The organism is Phyllobacterium sp. TAF24 (genome assembly GCF_052113785.1).
Classification (GTDB): Bacteria; Pseudomonadota; Alphaproteobacteria; order Rhizobiales; family Rhizobiaceae; genus Phyllobacterium.
On record NZ_JBFRDN010000035.1, the window covers coordinates 30,929 to 53,519 of the forward strand.

Below are 22,591 nucleotides of genomic sequence, written 5' to 3' on the forward strand. Positions count from 1 at the left end.
AATGAATGCACAAGTTTAATCACTTGCCTGGTATTCTGGGTTAAAGCATGGCGGCTACCCCCCGAATTGGCCTGACGTGGTGAACGAACGGTTAATTCAGGCATTCGGGCAAAATTTGGATTGGCCCTCAAAAATTAACCTTGTGTTTAAACTTTTAAGCATTTCCCGAATCCATTGTTTCTTTCCAATCCATGTGCCAGTACGATAGACTTAAGGCGTAAAGAGTATGGCGCGGTCGACTCCACATGTGGTCGCTGCCCAATATTGCGAGGTAAACATGGCCACAGCCCCGAAGAACAAAGTAGCGAAAGCCGAAGATGAACTCGGTGAAGCTCTTGAAAAGGCTCTAGAAATTGATTTCGATGAGTCGACACTCGGCATGGATATGGATCTTTCGCCGATCGACGACGATCTGATCTCTTTTAACGATCTGGAAGCGCAGATATCCCAGGCCGCACAGGAACTGGCAGCGGAAAAACACACGCCACCGGTGGTGCCTGAACCTGCGAAACCCGTGGAAATCAAGGAAACCCTTGCCGCGCAGAACACGATTCCGCTGCCTGCCCCCAAGCCGCAGATCATGGCTGCCAACCCGATTCCCGCCGCCCCGCCCGCGCCGCCAAAGGCACCGGCTGTGCCGCCGCAGACCTTCAAGCCGGCAAATGATGATTTGCTGCAAAACACCCAATCAGCCATCCGCGCAACAGGTTCGCTTCAGGCGCCGCGCTCCTATGGTCTCGTTACGGCTATCGTCAGCATTCTTTGGGCTGCCGGGGTTATCGCACTCGGTCAGGCCATTTACGGCTCGTCCCTATGGTCGATTCGCTCCTTCGCCGATTTTGCTGCCGCGCCGCACGCCATTGCGCTTGCGGTCGCGATTATCGTTCCGATCATGCTGTTCTGGGCCTTTGCCCTGATGGTCCGCCGCGCACAGGAAATGCAATACGCTGCACGTTCCATGGCCGAAGCTGCAATGCGTCTCTCCGAGCCGGAAATGCTCTCTTCCGACCGCGTGGCCTCGCTGGGCCAAGCCGTTCGCCGTGAAGTCGCCGCCATGAGCGAAGGTGTTGAACGCACTCTCGCCCGCGCCGTCGAGCTGGAAACGCTTGTACAGACCGAAGTAAACCAGCTGGAACGCGTCTATACGGACAATGAACACCGCATCCGTACGCTTGTTGACCGCCTCGGTGGTGAACGCGAATCAGTGATCGGCCATGCCGAACGGGTTCGTGCCTCAATTTCGAGCGCGCATGAGCAGTTGAAGGATGAATTGTCCCTCGCTGGCGATTCGCTGCGCGACAATCTGCTTAATGCTTCGACCAACCTCACCATGTCGATCAGCCAGTCGGGCGACTCGCTTATTGATCGTCTGACCCAGAGTGGTCACACGATTGCCGAGTCCATCGGTTCACGTTCCGACGACATCTCAGCCAAGATCACCACTTCGGGCGAAGCCTTTGCAAATCTTCTGGAAATGCGCATTGCGGCTCTCTCCGAACAGACCGACTCGGTCACGATGAAACTGGCAGATACACTGGATGGCCGCACCAACAGCATGCTCTCGCTGCTCGGCAACGCCACCCAGACGCTGGTCGGTGAATTTGATACACGCCTTGCCGGATTGGACACCACGATCAACGACCGTGGCCGCTCCCTGCTGGCAGAGTTCGAAACCCGCGCCCAGTCGCTGGATGCAAGCACCGAGCGCCTGAATTCGGCTCTCGAGGCCCGCGCGCGCCAGATCAACGAGCAACTGATCGAGCGTACCCGCGACATCGCCAAGACCTTCACCGATGGCCGCGCTTCGATTGACGGTATTGTCGATGAGACAAAGGCCAAGATCGGCAATGATCTGTCGAGCCTGTCGGAATCGGTTGGAAGCCTGTTGTCAGCCAATGCCTCGACCTTTGCTGACAAACTGGCCGAAAGCCGCGATGCCCTCGCCGCAACCCTGTCGGGCGAAACAGAACGTGCCGCCTCGATCATCCGCGATCAGGCCGGACAGCTCGGCGATCATACATCGAGCCTGCGTTCCGCTCTCGAAACCAGCACGGCGGCCATCGGCCAGATCATTGATGGCCATACGGCGTCAATTGATGACCGTGCGGCTGGCCTGCGCTCTGCCCTTGCGGATAATGATGCCCGCATCGGTGCAACGCTTGATTCCCACGCCAAGGCAATCGAAGACCGCACATCGGGCATGCATGCAGCATTCTCCGATACGGACGAAAAGATCCGCCAGACGCTCGATGAGCATGCCCGCAGCATTGATGCCCGCAGTGCAGGTGTTGAAGCAGCGATCCTGGCTGGCGATGCCCGCATCGGCCAGACGCTCGACGCCCATGCCAAGATCATCGATGATCGCACATCCGGTATGCGCGCCGCCTTTGTCGACACGCACGCCAAGATTGCCCAGACTCTTGACCATCACGCCAAGAGCCTTGATGAGCGCAATCAGGACATCCAGCTGGCTCTGGCTGGCAGCGATGCCAAGCTTGACGAAACACTGGCTGCCCACACGCAGGCCATCGACGCCCGCAATGCGGAAATACAGTCAACCCTGCTCAACAGCGGTGCGCGCATTGATGGCACGCTCAACGGCTTCATCGAATCCGTTGATGGCCGTACAAGCCGCATCGAAAGCGCATTGACCGGCAGCGATGAGCGCATCAGCAATGTTCTGGCATCCCATGCCAGTGCCATTGAGGACCGCACAGCGGGTATCGAACAGGCGCTTGCCAATAGCGATACACGCATCGGCAATACGCTTTCCTCCCATGCCTCGGCATTGGATGAGCGCACGGCAGCCATTCAGGCAGCGCTTGAAAACACCCACGCGCAAATCGGCCAGACCCTTGCCGGTCATGCCTCGGTTATCGATGAACGCACAGCGGGTATCCGTTCTGTCCTCGACAGCAGCAATGCGCAGATCGGCAGCGTGCTCACCTCGCACGTTACCGCCATTGATGAACGCGCAGCAGCACTGCGGGCAACCCTCAATGACAGCAGTGCCCAGATTGGCGATACACTTGCTACGCATGTTGGTGCGATTGACGAACGGGCAGCGGCCGTCACGGCAGCGCTTGCCAACAGCAACGCCAAGATCGGCAATACGCTCGCATCGCATGTCAACACGCTCGACGAGCGCGCGGCAGCAATTCAGGCAACGATTGCCGATAGCAATACCGGTATCAGCGACACGCTTGCGGCACATATCAACACGATTGATGAGCGTGCAGCGGTGATTGCAGCGACCCTTGCCGACACGGATGCCCGTATTGGCGATACGCTGAACAGCCATGCCAGCGTATTGGATGACCGTATCAGCAATATTCGCGCAGCCATGGAACAGGGCAATGCGATCATCAGCCAGACCCTCGACGGTCAGGCAGGGGCGATCACCGATCGCACTGTTGCCTTGCAGGCCGTTCTGCAGGACAGCGCTGATGTACTCGCCAAGGCCTTTGAAAACCATGGCGGCACCATCGACGAACGCACCACAACCATGCAGAGCGCGCTCGCCATGGGTGTCGACAATGTCCGCAAGTCGCTTGAACAGAGCGCCTCGGTTGTTGCCCGCACCCTGCGCGAAAAGATCACCGAAGCCGCTTCCACTCTTACAGGTGAAGCACAGAAGGCCGGTGAAGCGCTTGACGGTCATGGCGAGGCATTCAGCCTGCGCATGAACGAAAGCCTTGCCGAAACCGAAAAGCGTCTTGGTCATCGTGCAACCGAAGCTGCCGCTAATCTGGAAGCTCTGGAAGCCCGCTTCACGGCCGCCACGGATTCCACAGCATCGAAGCTTGCCGAAAGCACGCGCGAACTCAACGAAGTGCTTTCTGCCCGCTCGCAGGAAATCATCAGCATTCTCGACAACACGGCACAGCCGCTGGTTGAGAGCCTTGCTGATAATGGCCGCACACTGGCTTCACAGCTTGTTGAAGCCACCACAGCAGCCACGGAACGCCTGCGTGTGGAAAATGCGGCCCTGATCAATGCCATTGCCAGCCGGACTGCGGAAACCATCACCGCCGTTCAGCAGGCCAAGGCAGGCCTCACCGATGACGTGAGCAACCTGATCGACCGCCTTTCCTCTTCCAATGCGAAGCTGGGCGAACTGATCGATATGGCCACCAAGAACCTCGGTGACATTGACGGACGTCTGCTCGACACGACAACAACCTTTGCCGAGAACGCAACGCGTGCTGCCGAGTCCTTCGAGACCTCGACACGCCTCATCGATGGCAATATCGGCAAGCTCTCGCAGCTGTCCAACGTGACACTTGTGGACATTGCCTCCATCGCCAAGCGTTTTGACGAACACGGCAAGATGCTGGGTGCCGCCTCCGAACTGATCAACTCGTCCCAGTCGAACCTCGCATCGACCTTTGATGACCGTCAGGTTGCCTTGCAAAATCTGGCAGCAGGTCTTGTGGAGAAATCCGAGAGCGTCGAAAAGACCATGCGGTCGTTCGAATCCCTCGTCTCCTCCGCTTTCGACCGCGCAGAAGGCCGTGCCACTCAGACAACCGAACAGATCCGCAATTCGATCTCGGAAGTTGTCGAACAGGCATCGCAGAAGTTCGCCAATGCGACGGATGAAATCCGCCGCTCCTCAGCTGCCATCCGCGCGGAACTTGAAGAGACCCGTTCGGAACTGCAGCGCGGTGTTATGGACATGCCTGAAGAAGCCAAGCAGTCCACCGCACAGATGCGCAAGGCGGTTTCCGAGCAGATCAACGCCTTGAAGGAACTGTCGGAAATCGTTCAGAAATCCGGACGTCTGACAGATGTTGGCGAAGCACGGGCAGCCCGCGCACCAGCACCTGCCCGCGTGGCAGCGGCAGCCGCTCCGGCTCCGCAGCCGCGCAGTGAACCTGTCGCCGCTCCTCGCGCAGCAGCTCCTGCTCAGGCTGCACCGGCACCGGCCATGCGTGGCAGTCTCGATGCCCGCGGCAATGCCGAACAGCCAAAGCAGGGCAATGGCTGGGTGTCTGACCTGCTCCGCCGCGCTTCAAGCGACGAAGCACCGGCTGAACCCAAGGCAAAGGCGCCCGAAGCCCGCTCACCCGGTCAGGTGGTTGAATCGCTGAACTCACTTTCAGTCGACATCACCCGTGCGATCGATCATGAGGCTTCTGTTGAACTCTGGCAGCGTTATCGCGCCGGTGAACGCAATGTGTTCACCCGCCGTCTCTACACGCTGAAGGGCCAGCAGACCTTTGACGAGATCAAGCGCAAATATCAGGCTGATGCCGAGTTCCGCCGTGCGGTTGACCGTTATATGGACGATTTCGAGCGCCTGCTCGAAGACGTCGCCCGTAACGATCGCGACAATGTCGTCACGCAGAATTACCTCACATCGGATACAGGCAAGGTCTACACCATGCTTGCGCATGCGAGTAACCGCCTGCGCTGATCTGAGAACGCTCTGAACTGAAAAACGCGGCCTTTGAGCCGCGTTTTTCATTGGGGGTGTGGTTTGTGGTTCGACAGGCTCACCATGAGGGAGAGGGTGGATGCAACGATAATCGTCAACGTTGCAGATCACCAATGTTGCAGAACTTGACTCCCTTTCATCACCCCTCTCCCTCATGGTGAGCCTGTCGAACCACTCACAAACCACTTATCAAACCCAACCCTCAATCAGCCATCTGCCGCCCAAACATCTCCCGGTAAGCAGTTGGTGTCGTAGCCAACTGTTGGCGAAAGTGGTGCCTGAGAGTGGCGGCAGTGCCAAAACCGGTAGACTCAGCAATCATCTCCACCGAAAGCACGGACTGCTCCAGCAGTTCCCTCGCCTTGGCCAAACGTTCTGACAACAGCCATTTGGCTGGTGTCGTGCCTGTCGCCGCCTCGAAACGGCGCAGGAATGTGCGCGGGCTCATACCCGCCGCCTTGGCCAATGACGCGATGGAAAAATCTGTCGTAAGTTCATTGCGCATTCGCTCCAGCAGCGGGGACAGACGAATGCCCTCATGAGCAGGCGGCACAGCGCGTTCGACAAATTGTGCCTGCCCGCCCTCGCGGTGCGGTGCCACGACAAGACGGCGCGCCACCTTGTTGGCGGCTTCTGTGCCGAAATCGCGCCGGATCAAATGTAAGCAGAGATCAATCCCTGCCGCACTGCCGGCCGAGGTCAGAACACTGCCTTCATCCACATAAAGGACATTTGGTTCAACCGCGATATCGGGATAACGTTCAGCCAGAAGGTCGGCATAGCGCCAATGCGTCGTTGCCTTGCGCCCGGACAAAAGCCCCGCTGACGCCAGCACAAACACACCGGAGCAAATGGAAAGAATGCGTGCGCCATTAGCATGTGCCTTTCTCAGTGCCTCCGACAACGGCTCAGGCACCGAATGCTCGACGCCGCGCCAGCCGGGCATGATAATGGTTCCGGCCTGCTCAAAAAGATCAAGCCCGCCATCGGCGATGATGCGAACACCGCCAGTTGCGCGCAGCTCGCCCACCTCAATGCTGGCGACGGCAAACCTGTACCAATCGTCGCCCATCTCCGGGCGTGGCAGCCCGAACATTTCCACGACAAGGCCAAATTCGAATGTGCAGAGCCCATCATAGGCGACGGCAACAACCAGCGGATTTTCAAGGCGAGCGGTAGCAGATGCGTTTGACATGATATCGACGATATATGGCAATCTTGCCAACTACCAGTGCCCAGTTGCCTGTCCTATTGATTTGACGTCAAAACAGGAGAGCCCCCATGAGCTATGTCACGGAAACGCCAGCCGCCTCTGCACAGATCGCCATCGAGCATTTTTCCCGGCTTCTTTCGCTAGAAACCGATTGCGCGGATGTCGCCGCTGCTTTCAAAACAGGTGAACAGGATTTTGTGCTTCTGCATGTGGTGGGTACACCCGCAGCCTATGAACGCCGTCACGTACCAGGTGCCATTCACCTGCCGCACCGGGAAATATCGGCCGAGCGCATGGCTAAATGGCCTGATGATACGCTGTTTATCGCCTATTGCGCCGGGCCGCATTGCAATGGCGCGGATCAAGCCGCGTTAAAGCTGGCGAAACTTGGCCGTCCGGTAAAGATCATGATCGGCGGCATAACCGGCTGGGCTGATGAAGAACTACCCTTCGCCACTGGTCCGGAAGCTGGCGCGCTCAAAAAAGTCGCGTAGACCTTAAATAACAGACAGCGTCCAGGTGACGATATCGCTTGCGGCGCTGTCAAACGCACTATCGAGCGCCTTGATATAGGCCGCGTTGCCCTGCCCGCCACTCACTGGTGAAGTTGAGCGGAACACGCGCGTTGCGCGAACCGTGCCGTTCTTGTCGTTGAGAATCTTGATGGCGATCTCGACGACGGCGGTTTCCTTGCCCGAGGCATCGATATCGAACGTGCGAATATTGCTGATAACCTGATAATCGATTGCCAGCCCCTCGCCGGGACGCCCCACACCGCCAAAACGGCCAGAGCTTTCAAATGCCTGCACCAGCCGTGTCTGCACAATATTCGGCAGGCGATCCGACCATTGCGCGCCCTTGAGGAACGAAATCGCATTGGGCCCGGAGCGGACAACGACATTCTCGCCATCAAGCGCCTTGAGAGCAGACGGAGCAGCGATCAGAATCTGGCGGCTGCCATGCTTTCTGGATGCACTGTCTGACAGGGACGGGCTGGAAAGATCAAATGTATCAAGCTTCTTGGCTCCCGCGCATGCGGAAACGGACAAGGCCATCAGCAGAGCGGCAATTGTCGTTCTTGAATTCACCAATGGTCTCTTCCCTGTCACGCAACGCTTCACGATTCATTAACCTTCATGCGATGCAGTTTTGCCAAAGTCAACGGCGTGTCCTGCCATCATACTCAGGGACATTGCCGCCGCCCCCGAAAATCACCCGCTGCGGGTTCTTCTCAAGGTCGCTGATCGCCCGTTCAATACGCTGTACCGACTGACGGCTCTCGGTGACGAGTGCCTGCACATCACGCAAACCCTGACCGGAGAAGCGGTTGAGATTGTCGGTGATAGGCCCGAGCTTCGTGTTCAGATTGTCGGCAACGGCGCGATAGGATTCCAGCGTCTGACGTGCTTCGGCAACAACGCTGCCCTTATCGTCGGAGACCAGCCTGTCGACCTTTGCCAGCACACCATCCACCCGAACCGATGCCGCATTAAGCCGTGTCATCATTTCGCGGGCTTCGCGCACCACAGACTGCACATCTTCGGCGCTCTGGCTGAACTTGTCGATCACATCGGAGTTCTTGGCCAGCGCATCGGTGAACTTCTTGGTATTATTGACCGTATCAACCAGCGGCCCCTTCACCTCAGTAATGAAGCTCTCAATCGAACTCATGGCCGTATTGACGCGCTCCAGAATATCCTGCGCCTTCTGCAAAAGGTTGTTCACCACGGATGGATCGGCGTCGATACGCGCAACAGCGCCATCCTTATCCGCTTCTTCAAGCAGATTGGGCTCATAGGCCTTGCCGCCCTTGAGCTCCACAAAGGCCTGACCGGTCAGACCGGTAAAGCCGAGAGTTGCCTGGGTCGAACGGGTGATCGGCGTGGTGCTGTCAATTTCAGATATCGCAATAACCGCATCAGGATTGGTCTTGTCGATATTCAACCGGCGGATGGTGCCGACCTTGATACCGTTGAACAGAATCTGGCTGCCTTGGGAGAGACCCGTCACGGAACCCGCAATGCGGATTTCCAGCGTCGTCATCTCTTGCCGGTCGCCATAACGGGCAATCCAGTACACGAAAATGAACGCAGCAAAGCACACCGCAAGCGTAAATATCCCGACCAGAACGTAGTTGGCTTTGGTCTCCATCGATTATTCCACCTAACCCTGTCCCTTCAGCGCCAGTCCGGCAATTTGCTCACGATCGGGCTTTCGCCGGTTGCTGCCATTAGGCACAATCTGGCGCGCACGCTTGCCATGAAAATATTCCTGAACCCACGGGTCCTCAAACGCCAGCATGTCGTCAATGGTTCCTTCCACAAGAACCCTTTTCTGACCTAATACCGCGATTCGGTCGCAAACGGCGAACAGGCTGTCGAGATCATGGGTGACCATATACACGGTCAAACCCATCGTATCGCGCAAATTTGCAATGAGTTCATCGAAATCCGCTGCGCCAATAGGATCAAGGCCTGATGTCGGCTCGTCAAGGAAAACAATCTCCGGATCAAGCGACAGGGCGCGTGCCAGAGCCGCGCGTTTGATCATGCCACCGGAGAGTTCCGAGGGAAATTTCTCTGCCGTATCCGGCTTCAGCCCGACAAGATCGATCTTGAGACGCGCCAGTTCGTCCATAAGACTATGCGGAATATCGAGATATTCGCGCATCGGCACCTGAATATTCTCCAGAACGGTCAGGGACGAAAACAGCGCACCATGCTGAAACAGCACGCCCATGCGCATGTCCACACTAAGTTTTTCCTGATCGCTCGCATGGTCGATATCGTGGCCAAAAATGCTGATCTTGCCGTGCTGTTTCTGATTGAGACCAAGGATGGTCCGCATAAGGACTGACTTGCCCGTACCGGATGCTCCGACAAATCCCAGAATCTCGCCGCGATAGACATCAAGATCGAGGTGTTCAAGCACGGAGGAGCGGCCGAAAGACACGCTCACATCCTTGACGGAAAGGAGCACATCGCCGGTTTTCTGGTCGTTGTTCTGGCCGGTATCTGTCGAATTCATTCGCTTCGGACGTCCCTGAACTTCATTCGCCTGCGATCATCATCCGCGTTGAGATCGACAAGACGTACCATAACCACAGAAGCACTTGAATTGTTTGCTCTATCGGTCAACATCCCCAACACATATCGAGTCTCTGACTTGATGTCACTGTAGCAATTAAGGCGCATATCATGACTATTTTAGAGATAACCGTCGAACGTTGGCCCATTGCTGGAACGTTCACGATCTCAYGGGGTTCCAAGACCGAAGCAGCCGTTGTGCTTTGCACATTGCGCGATGGCATCCATACCGGCCGCGGCGAATGCGTGCCCTATGCACGCTATGGCGAAAGCCTCGAAACCGTTTGCGCTGAAATCGAAAAGCTGCGTGACGCTCTCGCCGCAGGCGCAACGCGGGAGGATTTGCCTGGTTTGATCGGCGAAGGCGCTGCCCGCAATGCTGTCGACTGTGCCTTGTGGGATCTGGAGGCCAAACGCAGCGGCAAGCGGGTCGCTGACCTTTTAAACCTTCCACCCCTCAAAACACTTACAACAGCTGTCACCGTTTCCTTCGGCGATGCAGCAACCATGGCTGCATCCGCCCGCGCCATGGCTGACCGCCCTGTGATCAAGGTCAAGGTTGGCGGCGAGGGCGATGAAGAGCGTATTTTCGCAGTTGCCGAAGCTGCGCCCAAGAGCCGCATCATTCTTGACGCCAATGAAGGCTGGACCGACGCGAATATTGTCAGGCACATGCTGGCGGCGGCAAAAGCCGGAATTGTGCTGATCGAGCAGCCTCTGCCAGCGGGAAAGGACGCCATCCTTTCGACCATCCCCCACCCTGTGCCCATTTGCGCCGACGAAAGCGCCCATGGCACGGATGATCTGCATAATCTGCTTGGCCGCTATGACAGCATCAACATCAAGCTCGACAAGACAGGCGGCCTCACCGAGGCGCTGCGCATGCAGAAACGCGCGCGTGACCTTGGCTTCGGTATCATGGTTGGCTGCATGGTCGGCACATCGCTGGCAATGGCACCGGCTGTTCTGGTGGCACAGGATGCGGACTTTGTTGACCTTGACGGTCCGCTGATTCTGAAAGAAGACCGCAGTCCCGGCCTTGTCTTTGAAGGCAGCCTCGTATCACCGCCAGAGCCGCAACTCTGGGGCTAAACCACCTTGTGCTCGCGCTGTTCCAGCTTCAGGGAAACATTGGCGAGCACAAGCCCGACAGCCGCAAGCACCACCATGGCATAGAACCCATATATGCCGGTCGCGCTGTAAAGCGGCCCGGAAACCATGGTGACAATGGCCAGCGACGTGCCGATGAAGAATGTCGAGATGCCTTGAGCCGTACCGCCCTTCTCCTCGGGAATAGTCATGGCGATCATCTTCTGCATGCCGAGGAATGACAGGGCAAACGAGAAGGAATGCAGGCTCTGAACGACGAAAAAGCCGATGACGCCAAGGCCAGCCGGTACGATCAGCGGAAACACCGTCCAGCGGAATATTGCGACCGCTGAGCCGATCATCAGCACTCTTGCCGGGTGCAACCGCCCGAAAACCCGGCGAAAGCAGGTGAACATGATCACTTCGGCCACAACAGCGATGGACCAGAGCGCGCCGATCACCGTCTCTTCAATGCCGATGGATTTCCAGTAGATGGCTGAAAAGCTGTAACCATAGGCATGGCTTGCCTGCGTTATCCCCGTGGCAATCAGGAAGGTCACGAAAGCAGGACGGCGCAGTGCCCTGCCCGCATTGGCCATGTCGATATCCGACAGTGGCGACAGGCGGCGCGGCTTGCCGATACGTGGTACGACAAAACTCATGCCGCACGCCGCAACCAGCGCGCCGAGCAGAACCGTCGGGATGATCCATTCACCCGTGTGCTGGATCAGGACACCGCCAGCAAAAGACGCCAGCAGAAAGGCAATCGATCCCCAGACGCGCATCTTGGCAAAATCAGCGCCATAGCGGCGCACGCCTGAGAGCGCAATCGTATCAGCCAGCGGCACCTGTGCCGTCCATGGCGCGGCGAGCAGCAGCGACACCATAAGAATGCCGAAAAAATTGAATGGCAGAAAGTAAAACGCCGCCACGATCACAGCAAGAATGGTGGCAATCGTCAGAATATGCGCCCGGTCATTCGACTGATCGGCGAGAATGGAAACGAGCGGCGCTGCGATAACGCGCACAAACAATGGCATGGACAGAACGATTGATATTTCCGTCGGCGATAGCGAGCGAAACTCCAGCCACAGCGGAAAATATGGCAGATGCAGACCGCTTGAGATGAATATCGCAAAATAAGCCAGTGCAAGCCGCACCTCGAAACGAGACGGATTGTCCTGAAAAGTGTCCGCTGTAGCGGCTGTCATGGAGGGACTTTCGGAAGATCGAGGAACGGCGCACTAATATATCAACTAGCCGTCTCCCCAAATATCATGATTTGCCCCAACTGCCTAGAAACATAAGGGGTTTTTCTTGTGATCAAACCATTGCAGGGCTGATTTTAGTCTCCATCTCAAGCGCATTGCCATCAACGACTGACAAATGGGGTTGATGCACAATTATATACTTTGGTCGAATTGTATTTCTTGCGTGAGCCCGTCAGGATCAAATCAATTCGATCAAGCGGGGGCAAGATCACAAATGACCGATATGCATGAAGATACTCAAACGAGACGGGCCGGTTTCTGGCGGCGCGTCTGGGCATTATTCTTCGACAGCGCAATCGTCTTCCTGCCACTACAAATACTGGTTATCGTGCTCTACGCGCAAACCAATGGCGCGGTTCAGGGAACCTTCGGATTTACGACCAATGTTTGTCAGGACGTGCCTGTTTTGCCGGAAGGCATGATCCTTGATCCGCCGCTATCCGCTGGTTTCAATACATTCAAGCAATGCAATGTTGGCGTGCTTGGTTTTAACATGGCCCGAACGTTGACGGCAGGCAAACGCACCCAGGACGGATCGGCGTCAACGATCTTCGAGTTGACTTATTCACTCTCGCCAGAGGGTCAGGCTCGGTCTGCATTTTCAACGGACATTCCGGCTAACTTGTTATTGTTGGCCTATCTTGTTTTCATGGAACATCGTACCGGCTCCACCTATGGAAAGCGCGCCGTAAAAATACGGTGCATCGATAGGGATAATGTTTCTCAGACGGGTCTGCCCTTCCGTAAGGCCCTTATACGGAACTTGGCCATGTGGATTGGTTTCATACCGGCTTTGGTCGTCTGGGGGCTCGTTTATGCCGAAAGCACGCGATCCGATCCCAGCGCTTCAGGATTGATCCTTCCCTTGGTTATTGCGGCCGCCATCAGCATCGCATGGCTTATCTGGATCACTATCTCAGTTTCCCAGAAACGCGACCCCATCTATGACCGCTTGGCTGGAACAGCAGTGATCCGGACGGGGCCTGAAGACCCTAGCGCGCAGATACCGCCCGCGTTGCCGTCGCCTGGTGGCTGATCTGTTGCTTGGCGCCGACAATTGCCGTGAGGATTTCCTCAAAAATGTCGGCGCATGCTTCCCAGCTGAAACCTTCCAGCGTGGTATCAGGATCGACGCGGCCCATGGCAAGCGCGCCAAGCGCTGCCTCCTGCAGATCGGTTGACAGAACCCCGGCACCTGTTGCGCCGATCACGTCCTTTGGTCCGGCAACCGGATAGGCGGCAACCGGAAGCCCGCAGGCAATGGCTTCAAGCAGCACCAGACCGAACGTATCGGTGCGGCTCGGAAAGACAAAAACATCGGCCCCCGCATAGTGGCGGGCAAGTTCCTCGCCTTCTTTCTTGCCGACAAAGACAGCGGCGGGAAACTTTTGTTTCAGCGCTTCCATATCAGGACCATCGCCGACAATGAGCTTGGTTCCCGGCAGATCGAGCGAAAGGAACGCTTCAAGGTTCTTTTCCGGTGCAACGCGGCCCACGCAGAGAAAGATCGGATGCGCGAGGCCGAGATCAACATCCGCTTGCGGGCGGAACAGGTCGCGATCAACGCCGCGTGTCCACACCCGCAAAGTATCGAAACCGCGCTCGGTCAGTTCATCATAGATCGATTGCGTCGGAACGAGACAGGTTTCGGCGGCATTGTGGAAGCGGCGCAGAAAACCATAGGTCCAGCCAAGCGGAACAGGCAGGCGCTCACGTAAGTACTCGGGAAAGCGCGTGTGAAAGCTGGTGGTGAAGCGCCATTTGTTCTTCAGGCAGGCGCGCCGCGCCATGATACCGAGTGGGCCTTCGGTGGCGATATGCACGAAGGCGGGCTGTAATGCCTCAATCCGAGCCTTGACCGCAGCTGGATGGGTCAGTGCCAAACGGATTTCCGGATAGGTCGGACACGGTGCAGAGCGGTAGTCGGCGGGCGAGATAATAGTCACCTCGACACCGCGCGCTTCCATCTGTTCGCGCAATTTGGTCAGGGTGCGCACCACGCCATTGACCTGCGGATGCCAGGCGTCCGAAACGATAACGAGCCTTTTCATTGGATCAATCCCTGTGCGGAAATCCACTTAGGCTGCATTCGCCGCCTTCGGGCGCTTGTCTTCAAGTTTGACCACTGGTGCAAAGCCCGCATTCTCGCCAATCAGGTGCGTCCAGGAGATAAGCTCCATCTTGCCGTCATTATGTTCAACAATGGCCGTGCAGCTTTCAACCCAGTCGCCCGTGTTGATATATTCAATGCCGTCGATCTGCTCGATCGTTGCGTGGTGGATATGGCCGCAGATAACCCCATCCGCACCAATGCGCCGGGCTTCCTCGGAAACGACAGTCTGGAACGAGCCGATGAAGTTGACGGCCTTCTTCACCCGGAACTTTGCCCAGGCGGAGAATGACCAATAGCGCAGGCCAAGCATGCGCCGGACCTTGTTCATGACAGTGTTGATCGCCAGTGCCGCGTCATAGGCCCAGTCGCCGAGATAGGCGATATGGCGCGCATTGCGCACAACAACGTCGAACTGATCGCCATGGATCACCAGAAATTTGCGGCCATCGGCCGTTTCGTGCATCGTGCGGTCCATAACCTCGATGCCGCCGAAATGCGTACCCTGAAAGTCGCGCAGAAACTCGTCGTGGTTACCGGCAATGTAAAGGATACGTGCGCCCTTGCGGCTCTTGCGCAAAAGCTTCTGCACGATATCATTGTGCTCTTGCGGCCAGTGCCAGCTGCGGCGCAGACGCCATCCATCAACAATATCACCGACGAGATAGATGGTGTCGGCATCGTGGTACTTCAGAAAGTCCAACAGGAAGTTCGCCTTGGCGCCTTTGGAACCAAGATGCACATCGGACAAAAAGAGCGTGCGAAACTTACGTGTCTCTGGCTCATCCATGAGGCTGATCTCCGTTCAGCACCGGTACACGAGGGTACCTTTGGTCTGACAGAAACCTGATTCATGTCACAGTCTTATGACGTAGGTAAAAAGTATATGATTTCTAAAGATAAACACTTGTAACAAAATGCACTTCATTTATGGCTCTTCATGTCATTTATGCATGCTAAAAAGATTGAATCGCAAATCCCAAGATGCGACAAGCCAATTTTCCGGAGGATATGATCTATGGCCAAGGATACCACGCCCGACCTATCTGACCTTGACGAAAGCGCCCTGTTTTACCATCGCTTTCCCCAGCCGGGTAAGTTGGAAATCCAGGCGACCAAGCCGCTTGGAAATCAGCGCGACCTTGCCCTTGCCTATTCCCCCGGTGTCGCTGCACCTTGCCTTGCCATTCACGCCGACCCGGCGACAGCAGCCGACTATACCAGCCGCGCCAACCTCGTAGCGGTTATATCCAACGGCACTGCGGTTCTTGGCCTCGGTAATATTGGCCCGCTCGCTTCCAAGCCCGTCATGGAAGGCAAGGCTGTTCTGTTCAAGAAGTTCGCCGATATTGACGTATTCGATATCGAAATCGATGCGCAGGAAATCAACAAGATCGTTGACGTCGTTGCCGCGCTCGAACCCACCTTCGGCGGCATCAACCTCGAAGACATCAAGGCGCCGGAATGCTTTGATGTGGAGGAAATCCTCCGTGCCAAGATGAATATCCCCGTCTTCCATGATGACCAGCACGGCACAGCCATCATCGTCGCTGCGGCCATTCTCAACGGCATGGAACTGGCAGGCAAAGACTTATCGAAGGTCAAGATCGTTGCATCAGGCGCGGGTGCCGCAGCGCTTGCCTGCCTCAATCTTCTCGTCAAGCTCGGTGCTGACCGCAAGAACATCTGGGTCTGCGATCTTGACGGCGTGGTCTATGATGGCCGCAACACATTGATGGACCGCTGGAAGTCCGTCTACGCCCAGAAGACCGATGCACGTGTGCTGGCCGATGTCATTGGCGGTGCCGACGTGTTCCTCGGCCTATCAGCTGCCGGAGTTCTAAAGCCCGAACTGCTCAAGCAGATGGCGGCGAACCCGCTGATCATGGCGCTAGCCAATCCCAATCCTGAGATCATGCCCGATGAGGCGCGCGCCGCCCGCCCTGACGCGATGATCTGCACCGGACGGTCTGATTTCCCCAACCAGGTCAACAACGTTCTGTGCTTCCCCTATATTTTCCGCGGCGCGCTTGATTGCGGTGCGCGGGCGATCAACGAAGAAATGAAGATGGCGGCTGTCAAGGCCATCGCTTCGCTGGCTCGCGAAGAGCCATCTGATGTCGCCGCACGTGCCTACTCAGGCGAAACGCCGACCTTCGGACCCAACTATCTCATTCCCTCGCCGTTCGACCCGCGCCTGATCCTGCGTATCGCTCCGGCTGTGGCCAAAGCCGCCATGGAAACCGGCGTCGCTGATCGTCCCATCGAGGATTTCGACGCCTATCTCGACAAGCTGAACCGCTTTGTCTTCCGCTCCGGCCTCATCATGAAGCCGATCTTCACCGCAGCACGCACAGCCGAGAAGAAGCGGGTTATCTATGCGGATGGTGAAGACGAACGCGTTCTGCGCGCCGCTCAGGTGGTGCTTGAAGAAGGCACGGCAATCCCGACATTGATCGGCCGCCCGCAGGTTATCGAAACGCGCCTGAAGCGCTATGGTCTCAAAATCAAGCTCGGCACCGATTTCGACATCATCAATCCGGAAGACGATCCGCGCTATCGCGATTATGTGGATTTGCTGGTTAACCTGACCGGTCGCCGCGGTACGACACCGGAAGTTGCCCGTACCATGGTCCGCGCCAGCGGTACGGTGATTGCGGCACTCGCCCTTGTTCGCGGCGAGGCTGATGCGATGATCTGCGGCCTCGAAGGTCGTTTCGAACGTCATTTGCGTAATGTTGACCAGATCATCGGCAAGCTGGAGGGTATCCGCAATTTCTCGGCCCTCAGCCTGCTGATCTCCCAGCGCGGCATTCTGTTCCTGACAGACACCTATGTCAGCATCGATCCGACGGCGGAAGAGATTGCGGAAAAGACAGTGCTTGCCGCCAATGAAATCCGCCGTTTCGGCATCGAGCCTAAGGCCGCCCTGCTCTCGCACTCCAATTTTGGCTCGCGCGATTCCGACAGTGCCGCCAAGATGCGCGCCGCCTCGGAAATCCTGCGGGCAAAGGCGCCGGATCTGGAACAGGACGGCGAAATGCATGGCGACTCCGCTTTGTCGGAAATGCTGCGCGAGCGTGTTCTGCCGCATTCCCGCCTGAGCGGTGAAGCCAATCTTTTGGTTTTCCCCAATCTCGATGCGGCCAACATTACGCTCAACGTGGTGAAGTCAGTCACGGATGCGCTGCATGTCGGGCCAATTCTGCTTGGTGCGGCCAAACCGGCGCATATCCTGACGCCATCGGTGACATCGCGCGGTATCGTCAACATGACGGCTCTGGCGGTGGTTGAGGCTTCGCAGCGCGTCGAATAGCGCGCTGCCGTCTTATTGCTGCCGCACGTTCATGGATGGTTCATGCGCAATCAGCCAGTTTGGCTGCGCATGATCTTGCAGGGCTTGGGCACCATATGAAACGGTTCATACAATTTGCGGCGTTGGCCATAGGCGCACTTCTGCTGACGCCGCAGTTTGCGGCGGCTCAATCGGACGCTTGCGCCCGCATGGAGCAGCGGCTGCGTGAAATCAACAATGATTTTGTTAGCGATGAATATGAGGTGAGCCTGCGCCGCGACCGGGTGGAAGCAGCAATGGATGCCAATAATTGCCCATCATCCGAAGACTATGACCGCGTTATCCGGCCACACGAACAGGAACCGCGGCGGCGGCCTTACGAAATCCTCGGCAATGAACAACCGGAACAGTCCGAGCCTGAGGAAAGCAACGCACCCGTTTATGGCGGACAGTACCAGACACTGTGCGTGCGCACCTGTGACGGCTACTATTTCCCCATTTCCTATGCGACCGGTGCCGAAAACTTTGGTCGCGACGAAGCACAATGTCAGGCGCAGTGCCCCGGTGCAAAACTGTTCTATCACTCAACACGCGGCGAAACTGTCGACCAGATGACCTCCCTGCAGGGGCAGGCCTATACGGATATGCCTTACGCTTTCAAATTCCGCAAAGTCGGCGCGAACGGCACCCCGCAATGCACCTGCCAGCGAACAGCGGGAAACTACACCACCTTGGGAAATCCGAAGGACATTGCCAAGCAACCGGCCAAACCGGCGCCGCAAGTGCTGACAGCGCCAACGGCTGAACCTGCACAACCCGGCGAGCCTACTCAACCGGCAGGAACCCTCGCGCCAGCCGAACCAATCAAGCCCGTCGCCCCTGTGACGGCTGAACCGCTGCCGCCTGCGGGCAATACAACCGAGCCAACCAAGCCTGCAGCGCCGGTACGGACAAAAGTTGAACCTGCGCAACCGGTCAAGCCAATTGAAACCAAGGTCGAACCAGCTCCGGCACCGGTGGCAACAGAGAAAAAGCCGTCATCAATTATTCAGCTTGGAGAACCGGCGGTACCGAAAGTCGAAGCGGAACAGCCAAAACCACTGACGCCGGACAAGCCAATTGACCCCAACCGCAAAGTCAGGGTCGTCGGGCCAACGTTCCTTCCCGACCAAGAAGGGGCAATAAATCTGCGAGTTCCGGGCCAGAAGCCAGCCCAGTAAGGGCAATACGCAGCGGCATGAACAAAGGCTTGCCCTTGCGCCCACTCTGCGCCTTCACGGCTTCGGTCCACTCTTTCCAGGTCTCGCGGCTCCACGGCTCCTGTGGCAGGAGATCGAACGCGGCAACAACAAAGTCGCGATCCTCTGCGGCCAGAGGCTCGTCACCAACAGGGCCTTCCTGAACGATCTTCCACCAGAGTGCCGCATCGGCAACACGGGTAAGGTTGCCGCGCACCGCCAGCCAGAAAGCTTCAGCCTTATCGCCGGTGATACCCATCTCCTGCAGACGGTCCTTTGCGACTTCAAATGGCATCGCATGGATGATCGTGCGGTTGAGCGTATCAAGTTCCGCCGGATCAAATTTCGAGGATGATTTCGACGTGGCTTTCGGATCGAATATTGCGGCAAGCGCTGCCATATCGGGCATCGCCACCACATTTTCGGAAGTGCCGGTCAAAACGGCAAGGCTAACGACAGCCATTGGCTCGTATCCATCGCGGCGCAGACTGCCAACGGACAAAGCGCCAGTTCGCTTGGAAAGCCCCTCGCCCGAAACGGTGGTCAGCAGATTGTGATGGCCAAGTTCTGGCGCCTTCGCGCCCAGCGCTTCGAAAATCGAGATTTGCACACCGCTATTGGTGACATGATCATCGCCGCGAATGATGTGCGTGATACCCATGTCGATATCATCGACAACCGAGGTCAGCGTATAGAGATAGGTGCCATCCTCACGGATCAGCACCGGATCGGAAAGCGATGAGAGATCAACATGCTCAGGCCCGCGCACAATGTCGTCCCATTCGACAATGGTACGCTCAGGCGCAAACGGATCGCTTTTGAAGTTCGGCAGGAGAAAACGCCAGTGCGGGCGATGCCCTTCCGCTTCCAGCTTCGCCCGGTCTTCCGCCGTCAGCTTCAGCGCATCTCGGCCATAGACAGGTGGCAAACGGCGTGCGAGGCGCAGCTTGCGCTTGCGTTCCAGCTCTTCCGCTGTCTCGTAGCAGGGGTAAAGCACGCCCGACGCCTTCATCTTCTCGACGGCAGCATCGTAAAAGGCAAAGCGTTTTGACTGGTACTCGACCCGAACAGGCTTGATACCCAGCCATGCAATGTCAGCAGCTGTAGCTTCGGCATATTCAGTCTTTGAACGCTCCACGTCGGTATCGTCAAAACGCAGGATCAATTGGCCATTGTTCTTCAACGCAAACAGCCAGTTGAACAGGGCTGTGCGCGTGTTGCCAATGTGAATATAGCCGGTCGGAGATGGTGCAAAACGGACGGTAATGGTCATGCCTCGGGCATATCGGAACGAGGCGTGAAGATCAATATGTTCAAATTGAATGGGGTCGTTGCGGGACTATCGTGTGTGGTTCTTGGGTGGTGGTTCATGGTTCGTGGTTCGACAAGCTCACCATGAGGGGCTTGGGTGGATGCAACGATAATCGCAAAGATCGCAGATCACAAAGCTTGCAGAACTTGGCTCCCTTTCATCACCCCTCTCCCTCATGGTGAGCTTGTCGAACCACGAACCACGAACCACGCACCACACATCTTTTACAACCTYCCCGCCGAGTTAAAACCCGGCGAGGAGAAACCACTCTATCAGTCATCCGCCAGAACAAGGCCCTTGGTCAACTCCAGAGCCTGCCGTTCGAACAGGCTGCGGTAGATGCCGCCATTCAGGCGGATCAGCGCTTCATGGTTGCCCTCTTCCGCGATCTGGCCGTGGCTGAACACCAGCAGCCGGTCGAGCGCCCGCACCGTGGACAGTCGGTGAGCAATCACCAATGTCGTCCGGCCCAGCATCAGCCGTTCCATGGCTTGCTGGATCAGCACTTCCGATTCGGAATCAAGGCTCGACGTTGCCTCGTCCAGAATCAGAACCGGAGCATCCGCAAGGAAAGCCCGGGCAATGGCCACACGCTGGCGTTCACCACCGGAGAGTTTGACACCGCGTTCGCCCACCAATGTGCCATACCCCTTTGGCAAAGCCATAATGAAGTCATGCGCACTGGCCTGCCGAGCCGCTTCCTCGATCTCGCTTTGTGTGGCTGATGGCCGCGCATAGGCGATGTTCTCGGCCAGCGTCCGGTGGAACAGGATCGGCTCCTGCTGCACGATGGCAATCTGCTGGCGCAGGGATGCCTGTGTGACAGAAGCAATGTCCTGACCGTCGATCAGGATTTGCCCTGCCTTCACGTCGTGCAGACGCTGGATCAGCTTGACGAACGTCGTCTTGCCCGAGCCGGAATGGCCGACAAGACCAACCCGCTCGCCTGCCCGGATCGTTACCGAGAACCGGTCATAAAGCGGTGCCCGATGTGCCCCGTAGTGGAACGTCACATTGTCGAAGACGATCTTACCATTGGTGATTTGGATCGGCTTTGCGTCGGACCGGTCATCAATGCCAAGCGGCTGACTCTGGATGTCAACCAGCTCTTCCATGTCGTTGATCGAACGCTGCAAATTGCGGATGTGCATACCGACTTCGCGCAGGTAGCCCTGCAGGATGAAGAACGATGTCAGCACGAAGGTAATATCACCCGCACTGGCCTGCCCCTTCGACCACAGCCACAGGGCAAAGCCGATAACCGCCGCCCGCAGAATGAGCAGCATCGAGCCCTGTGTGGTGCCGTTGCGCGTGCCGCGAATCCACGTCCGCCGTGTCCGGTCCTGCCACTTCGACAAGACTTTCAGCAACCGTGCATCCTCGCGCTTTTCCGCACCGAAGCCCTTCACCACCATGTTGCAGCTGACCGCATCAGCCAACGAACCGCCAAGCTTTGTGTCCCAGCGATTGGCAAGGCTTGCCATCGGCGCGACATAGCCAAGCGACATCATGACCGTGACACCGACGAAAACAAGCGAGCCCAGACCGATAATGACGCCCATCATGGGCCAGTACCAGGCCATCAGCACAGTCGAGCCGACAAGCATGACGACAGACGGAAACAGCGCCAGAAGCAGCGTATCGTTGAGCAGATCAAGCGCCCACATGCCACGCGTGATCTTGCGCACGGTCGAACCGGCAAAGCTGTTGGCGTGCCAGTCCGTCGAGAACCGCTGAACGCGGAAAAACGCGTCCGATGCGATTTCCGACATCATTTTCAACGTCAGCTGAACGATCGCCATGAAGGTGATGTGCCGCAGGATGATCGCCCCCAGTGACAAGGCAATGAGGGTCGAGAACGCCGCCATTGCGGCATCCCAGACAACGGTTTCCGTTGCCGCGCCATTGACCACCGCGTCAACCAGCCGCCCGGAATAGAGCGGTGTCAACACGTCGGCCAGCGTCGAAATCAACACTGCACCAAGAATAAGGGCCACGCGCACCGGCTGTTTTTGCCAGTGAACCCAAGTGAATCCGAGAACGCTGCGGAAAGCTCCGCCGCGCAAGGCTATACGTAAAAATGCCATGACAATCGTCCGGTGCAAAACACACCGGCCTCATAATAAATTTCAGACGAGAATGCCGCGTAACGGTATCAGGGACTCAATACGGCATATTTGGTTTGGCGACTTGCCTGAATACAGGAAAGGCCAAGGTCGGCGATGATAGTTCTTGACCGGTGAAGTCAATTGAAAAGCCATCAGGGCTTTTCATCATCACATGTCAGGAACGGACGCCGCCCCGAGGGGACATTGAAAAAGCTGCCATTCTAAACCTCCCGGGCATGATTGCCGGAACGTCGAGCTATAGGTGAATCGTGTCCGATCGCCAAGCGCCTGTTTTTTGTGCAAGCGTTTTTGGAGAACGGGTGCGGCGCGATTGCAACACTAGACTTTGGTGGTGTGTTTTTCGGTAAAATTGGGCTGCAATACTATTGGTTCGTGGTTCGACAGGCTCACCATGAGGGAGATGGGTGG

General features: G+C 57.0%; 15 protein-coding genes. 6 read left to right on the plus strand and 9 right to left on the minus strand.

The genetic code is table 11. The features are described 5' to 3' along the window. Nucleotides 1–277 precede the first annotated feature (277 nt). Complete coding sequence (locus tag AB4Y96_RS22650) at nt 278–5,419, plus strand: kinesin (protein ID WP_441920067.1); 5,142 nt, start codon at nt 278–280, stop codon at nt 5,417–5,419. Between the two features lie 223 nt (nt 5,420–5,642). Here AB4Y96_RS22650 and ftrA read toward each other — a convergent pair whose 3' ends face one another. Further along, the gene (ftrA, locus tag AB4Y96_RS22655) at nt 5,643–6,635 is read right to left on the minus strand and encodes a transcriptional regulator FtrA (RefSeq protein WP_441920069.1); all 993 of its coding nucleotides are present in this window, start codon (nt 6,633–6,635) and stop codon (nt 5,643–5,645) included. An 86-nt stretch (nt 6,636–6,721) separates the two neighbouring features. On the opposite strand from ftrA, the gene AB4Y96_RS22660 reads away from it, so the two are divergent. After that, on the plus strand, nt 6,722–7,147 hold the full coding sequence (locus AB4Y96_RS22660) for a rhodanese-like domain-containing protein (protein ID WP_441920070.1): 426 nt from the start codon (nt 6,722–6,724) through the stop codon (nt 7,145–7,147). A gap of 3 nt (nt 7,148–7,150) precedes the next feature. Here the strand turns inward: AB4Y96_RS22660 and AB4Y96_RS22665 are convergent, their stop codons facing one another. The 3 genes from AB4Y96_RS22665 to AB4Y96_RS22675 all read right to left on the minus strand — a co-directional run bounded on the left by AB4Y96_RS22665 (nt 7,151) and on the right by AB4Y96_RS22675 (nt 9,680). Then, nucleotides 7,151–7,708: an ABC-type transport auxiliary lipoprotein family protein gene (locus tag AB4Y96_RS22665; RefSeq protein ID WP_091878431.1), complete on the minus strand. Its 558-nt coding sequence runs from the start codon at nt 7,706–7,708 to the stop codon at nt 7,151–7,153. A 103-nt stretch (nt 7,709–7,811) separates the two neighbouring features. Next, complete coding sequence (locus tag AB4Y96_RS22670; RefSeq protein ID WP_091877605.1) at nt 7,812–8,804, minus strand: MlaD family protein; 993 nt, start codon at nt 8,802–8,804, stop codon at nt 7,812–7,814. Between the two features lie 12 nt (nt 8,805–8,816). Next, nucleotides 8,817–9,680 (minus strand): ABC transporter ATP-binding protein, encoded by an 864-nt coding sequence (locus AB4Y96_RS22675; protein ID WP_441920072.1) that lies wholly within the window; start codon nt 9,678–9,680, stop codon nt 8,817–8,819. 167 nt (nt 9,681–9,847) lie between these two features. Here AB4Y96_RS22675 and dgcA point away from each other — a divergent pair, with 167 nt between their 5' ends. Next, the gene (dgcA, locus tag AB4Y96_RS22680; RefSeq protein WP_441920085.1) at nt 9,848–10,831 is read left to right on the plus strand and encodes an N-acetyl-D-Glu racemase DgcA; all 984 of its coding nucleotides are present in this window, start codon (nt 9,848–9,850) and stop codon (nt 10,829–10,831) included. Here dgcA and AB4Y96_RS22685 read toward each other — a convergent pair. Beyond that, nucleotides 10,828–12,039, minus strand: coding sequence for an MFS transporter (locus tag AB4Y96_RS22685; protein WP_441920074.1), 1,212 nt, complete (start codon nt 12,037–12,039; stop codon nt 10,828–10,830). The genes dgcA and AB4Y96_RS22685 overlap by 4 nt on opposite strands. Before the next feature lie 274 nt (nt 12,040–12,313). On the opposite strand from AB4Y96_RS22685, the gene AB4Y96_RS22690 reads away from it, so the two are divergent. Continuing rightward, complete coding sequence (locus AB4Y96_RS22690) at nt 12,314–13,135, plus strand: RDD family protein (protein WP_441920076.1); 822 nt, start codon at nt 12,314–12,316, stop codon at nt 13,133–13,135. On the opposite strand, the gene AB4Y96_RS22695 is transcribed toward AB4Y96_RS22690, so the two are convergent. Together AB4Y96_RS22695 and AB4Y96_RS22700 are read right to left on the minus strand one after the other, a co-directional pair. Then, a complete protein-coding gene (locus AB4Y96_RS22695; RefSeq protein WP_441920078.1) occupies nt 13,092–14,150 on the minus strand; it encodes a glycosyltransferase family 4 protein in 1,059 nt (352 codons plus the stop codon). The two genes, AB4Y96_RS22690 and AB4Y96_RS22695, sit on opposite strands and share 44 nt — an antisense overlap. Before the next feature lie 27 nt (nt 14,151–14,177). After that, nucleotides 14,178–14,999 carry a UDP-2,3-diacylglucosamine diphosphatase gene (locus AB4Y96_RS22700; RefSeq protein ID WP_091877612.1) on the minus strand — a complete coding sequence of 274 codons (822 nt, stop codon included), beginning with the start codon at nt 14,997–14,999 and terminating at the stop codon, nt 14,178–14,180. A 228-nt stretch (nt 15,000–15,227) separates the two neighbouring features. Between AB4Y96_RS22700 and AB4Y96_RS22705 the strand changes: the two genes are divergently transcribed. Both AB4Y96_RS22705 and AB4Y96_RS22710 read left to right on the plus strand, forming a co-directional pair. Further along, nucleotides 15,228–17,525 (plus strand): NADP-dependent malic enzyme, encoded by a 2,298-nt coding sequence (locus AB4Y96_RS22705; RefSeq protein WP_091877614.1) that lies wholly within the window; start codon nt 15,228–15,230, stop codon nt 17,523–17,525. A gap of 95 nt (nt 17,526–17,620) precedes the next feature. Then, the gene (locus tag AB4Y96_RS22710; RefSeq protein WP_441920080.1) at nt 17,621–18,724 is read left to right on the plus strand and encodes a DUF2865 domain-containing protein; all 1,104 of its coding nucleotides are present in this window, start codon (nt 17,621–17,623) and stop codon (nt 18,722–18,724) included. Here AB4Y96_RS22710 and gltX read toward each other — a convergent pair. Then, a complete protein-coding gene (gene gltX, locus AB4Y96_RS22715; protein WP_441920081.1) occupies nt 18,642–20,015 on the minus strand; it encodes a glutamate--tRNA ligase in 1,374 nt (457 codons plus the stop codon). The two genes, AB4Y96_RS22710 and gltX, sit on opposite strands and share 83 nt — an antisense overlap. Before the next feature lie 311 nt (nt 20,016–20,326). Beyond that, the gene (locus tag AB4Y96_RS22720; RefSeq protein WP_441920083.1) at nt 20,327–22,141 is read right to left on the minus strand and encodes an ABC transporter ATP-binding protein; all 1,815 of its coding nucleotides are present in this window, start codon (nt 22,139–22,141) and stop codon (nt 20,327–20,329) included. Nucleotides 22,142–22,591 lie beyond the last annotated feature (450 nt).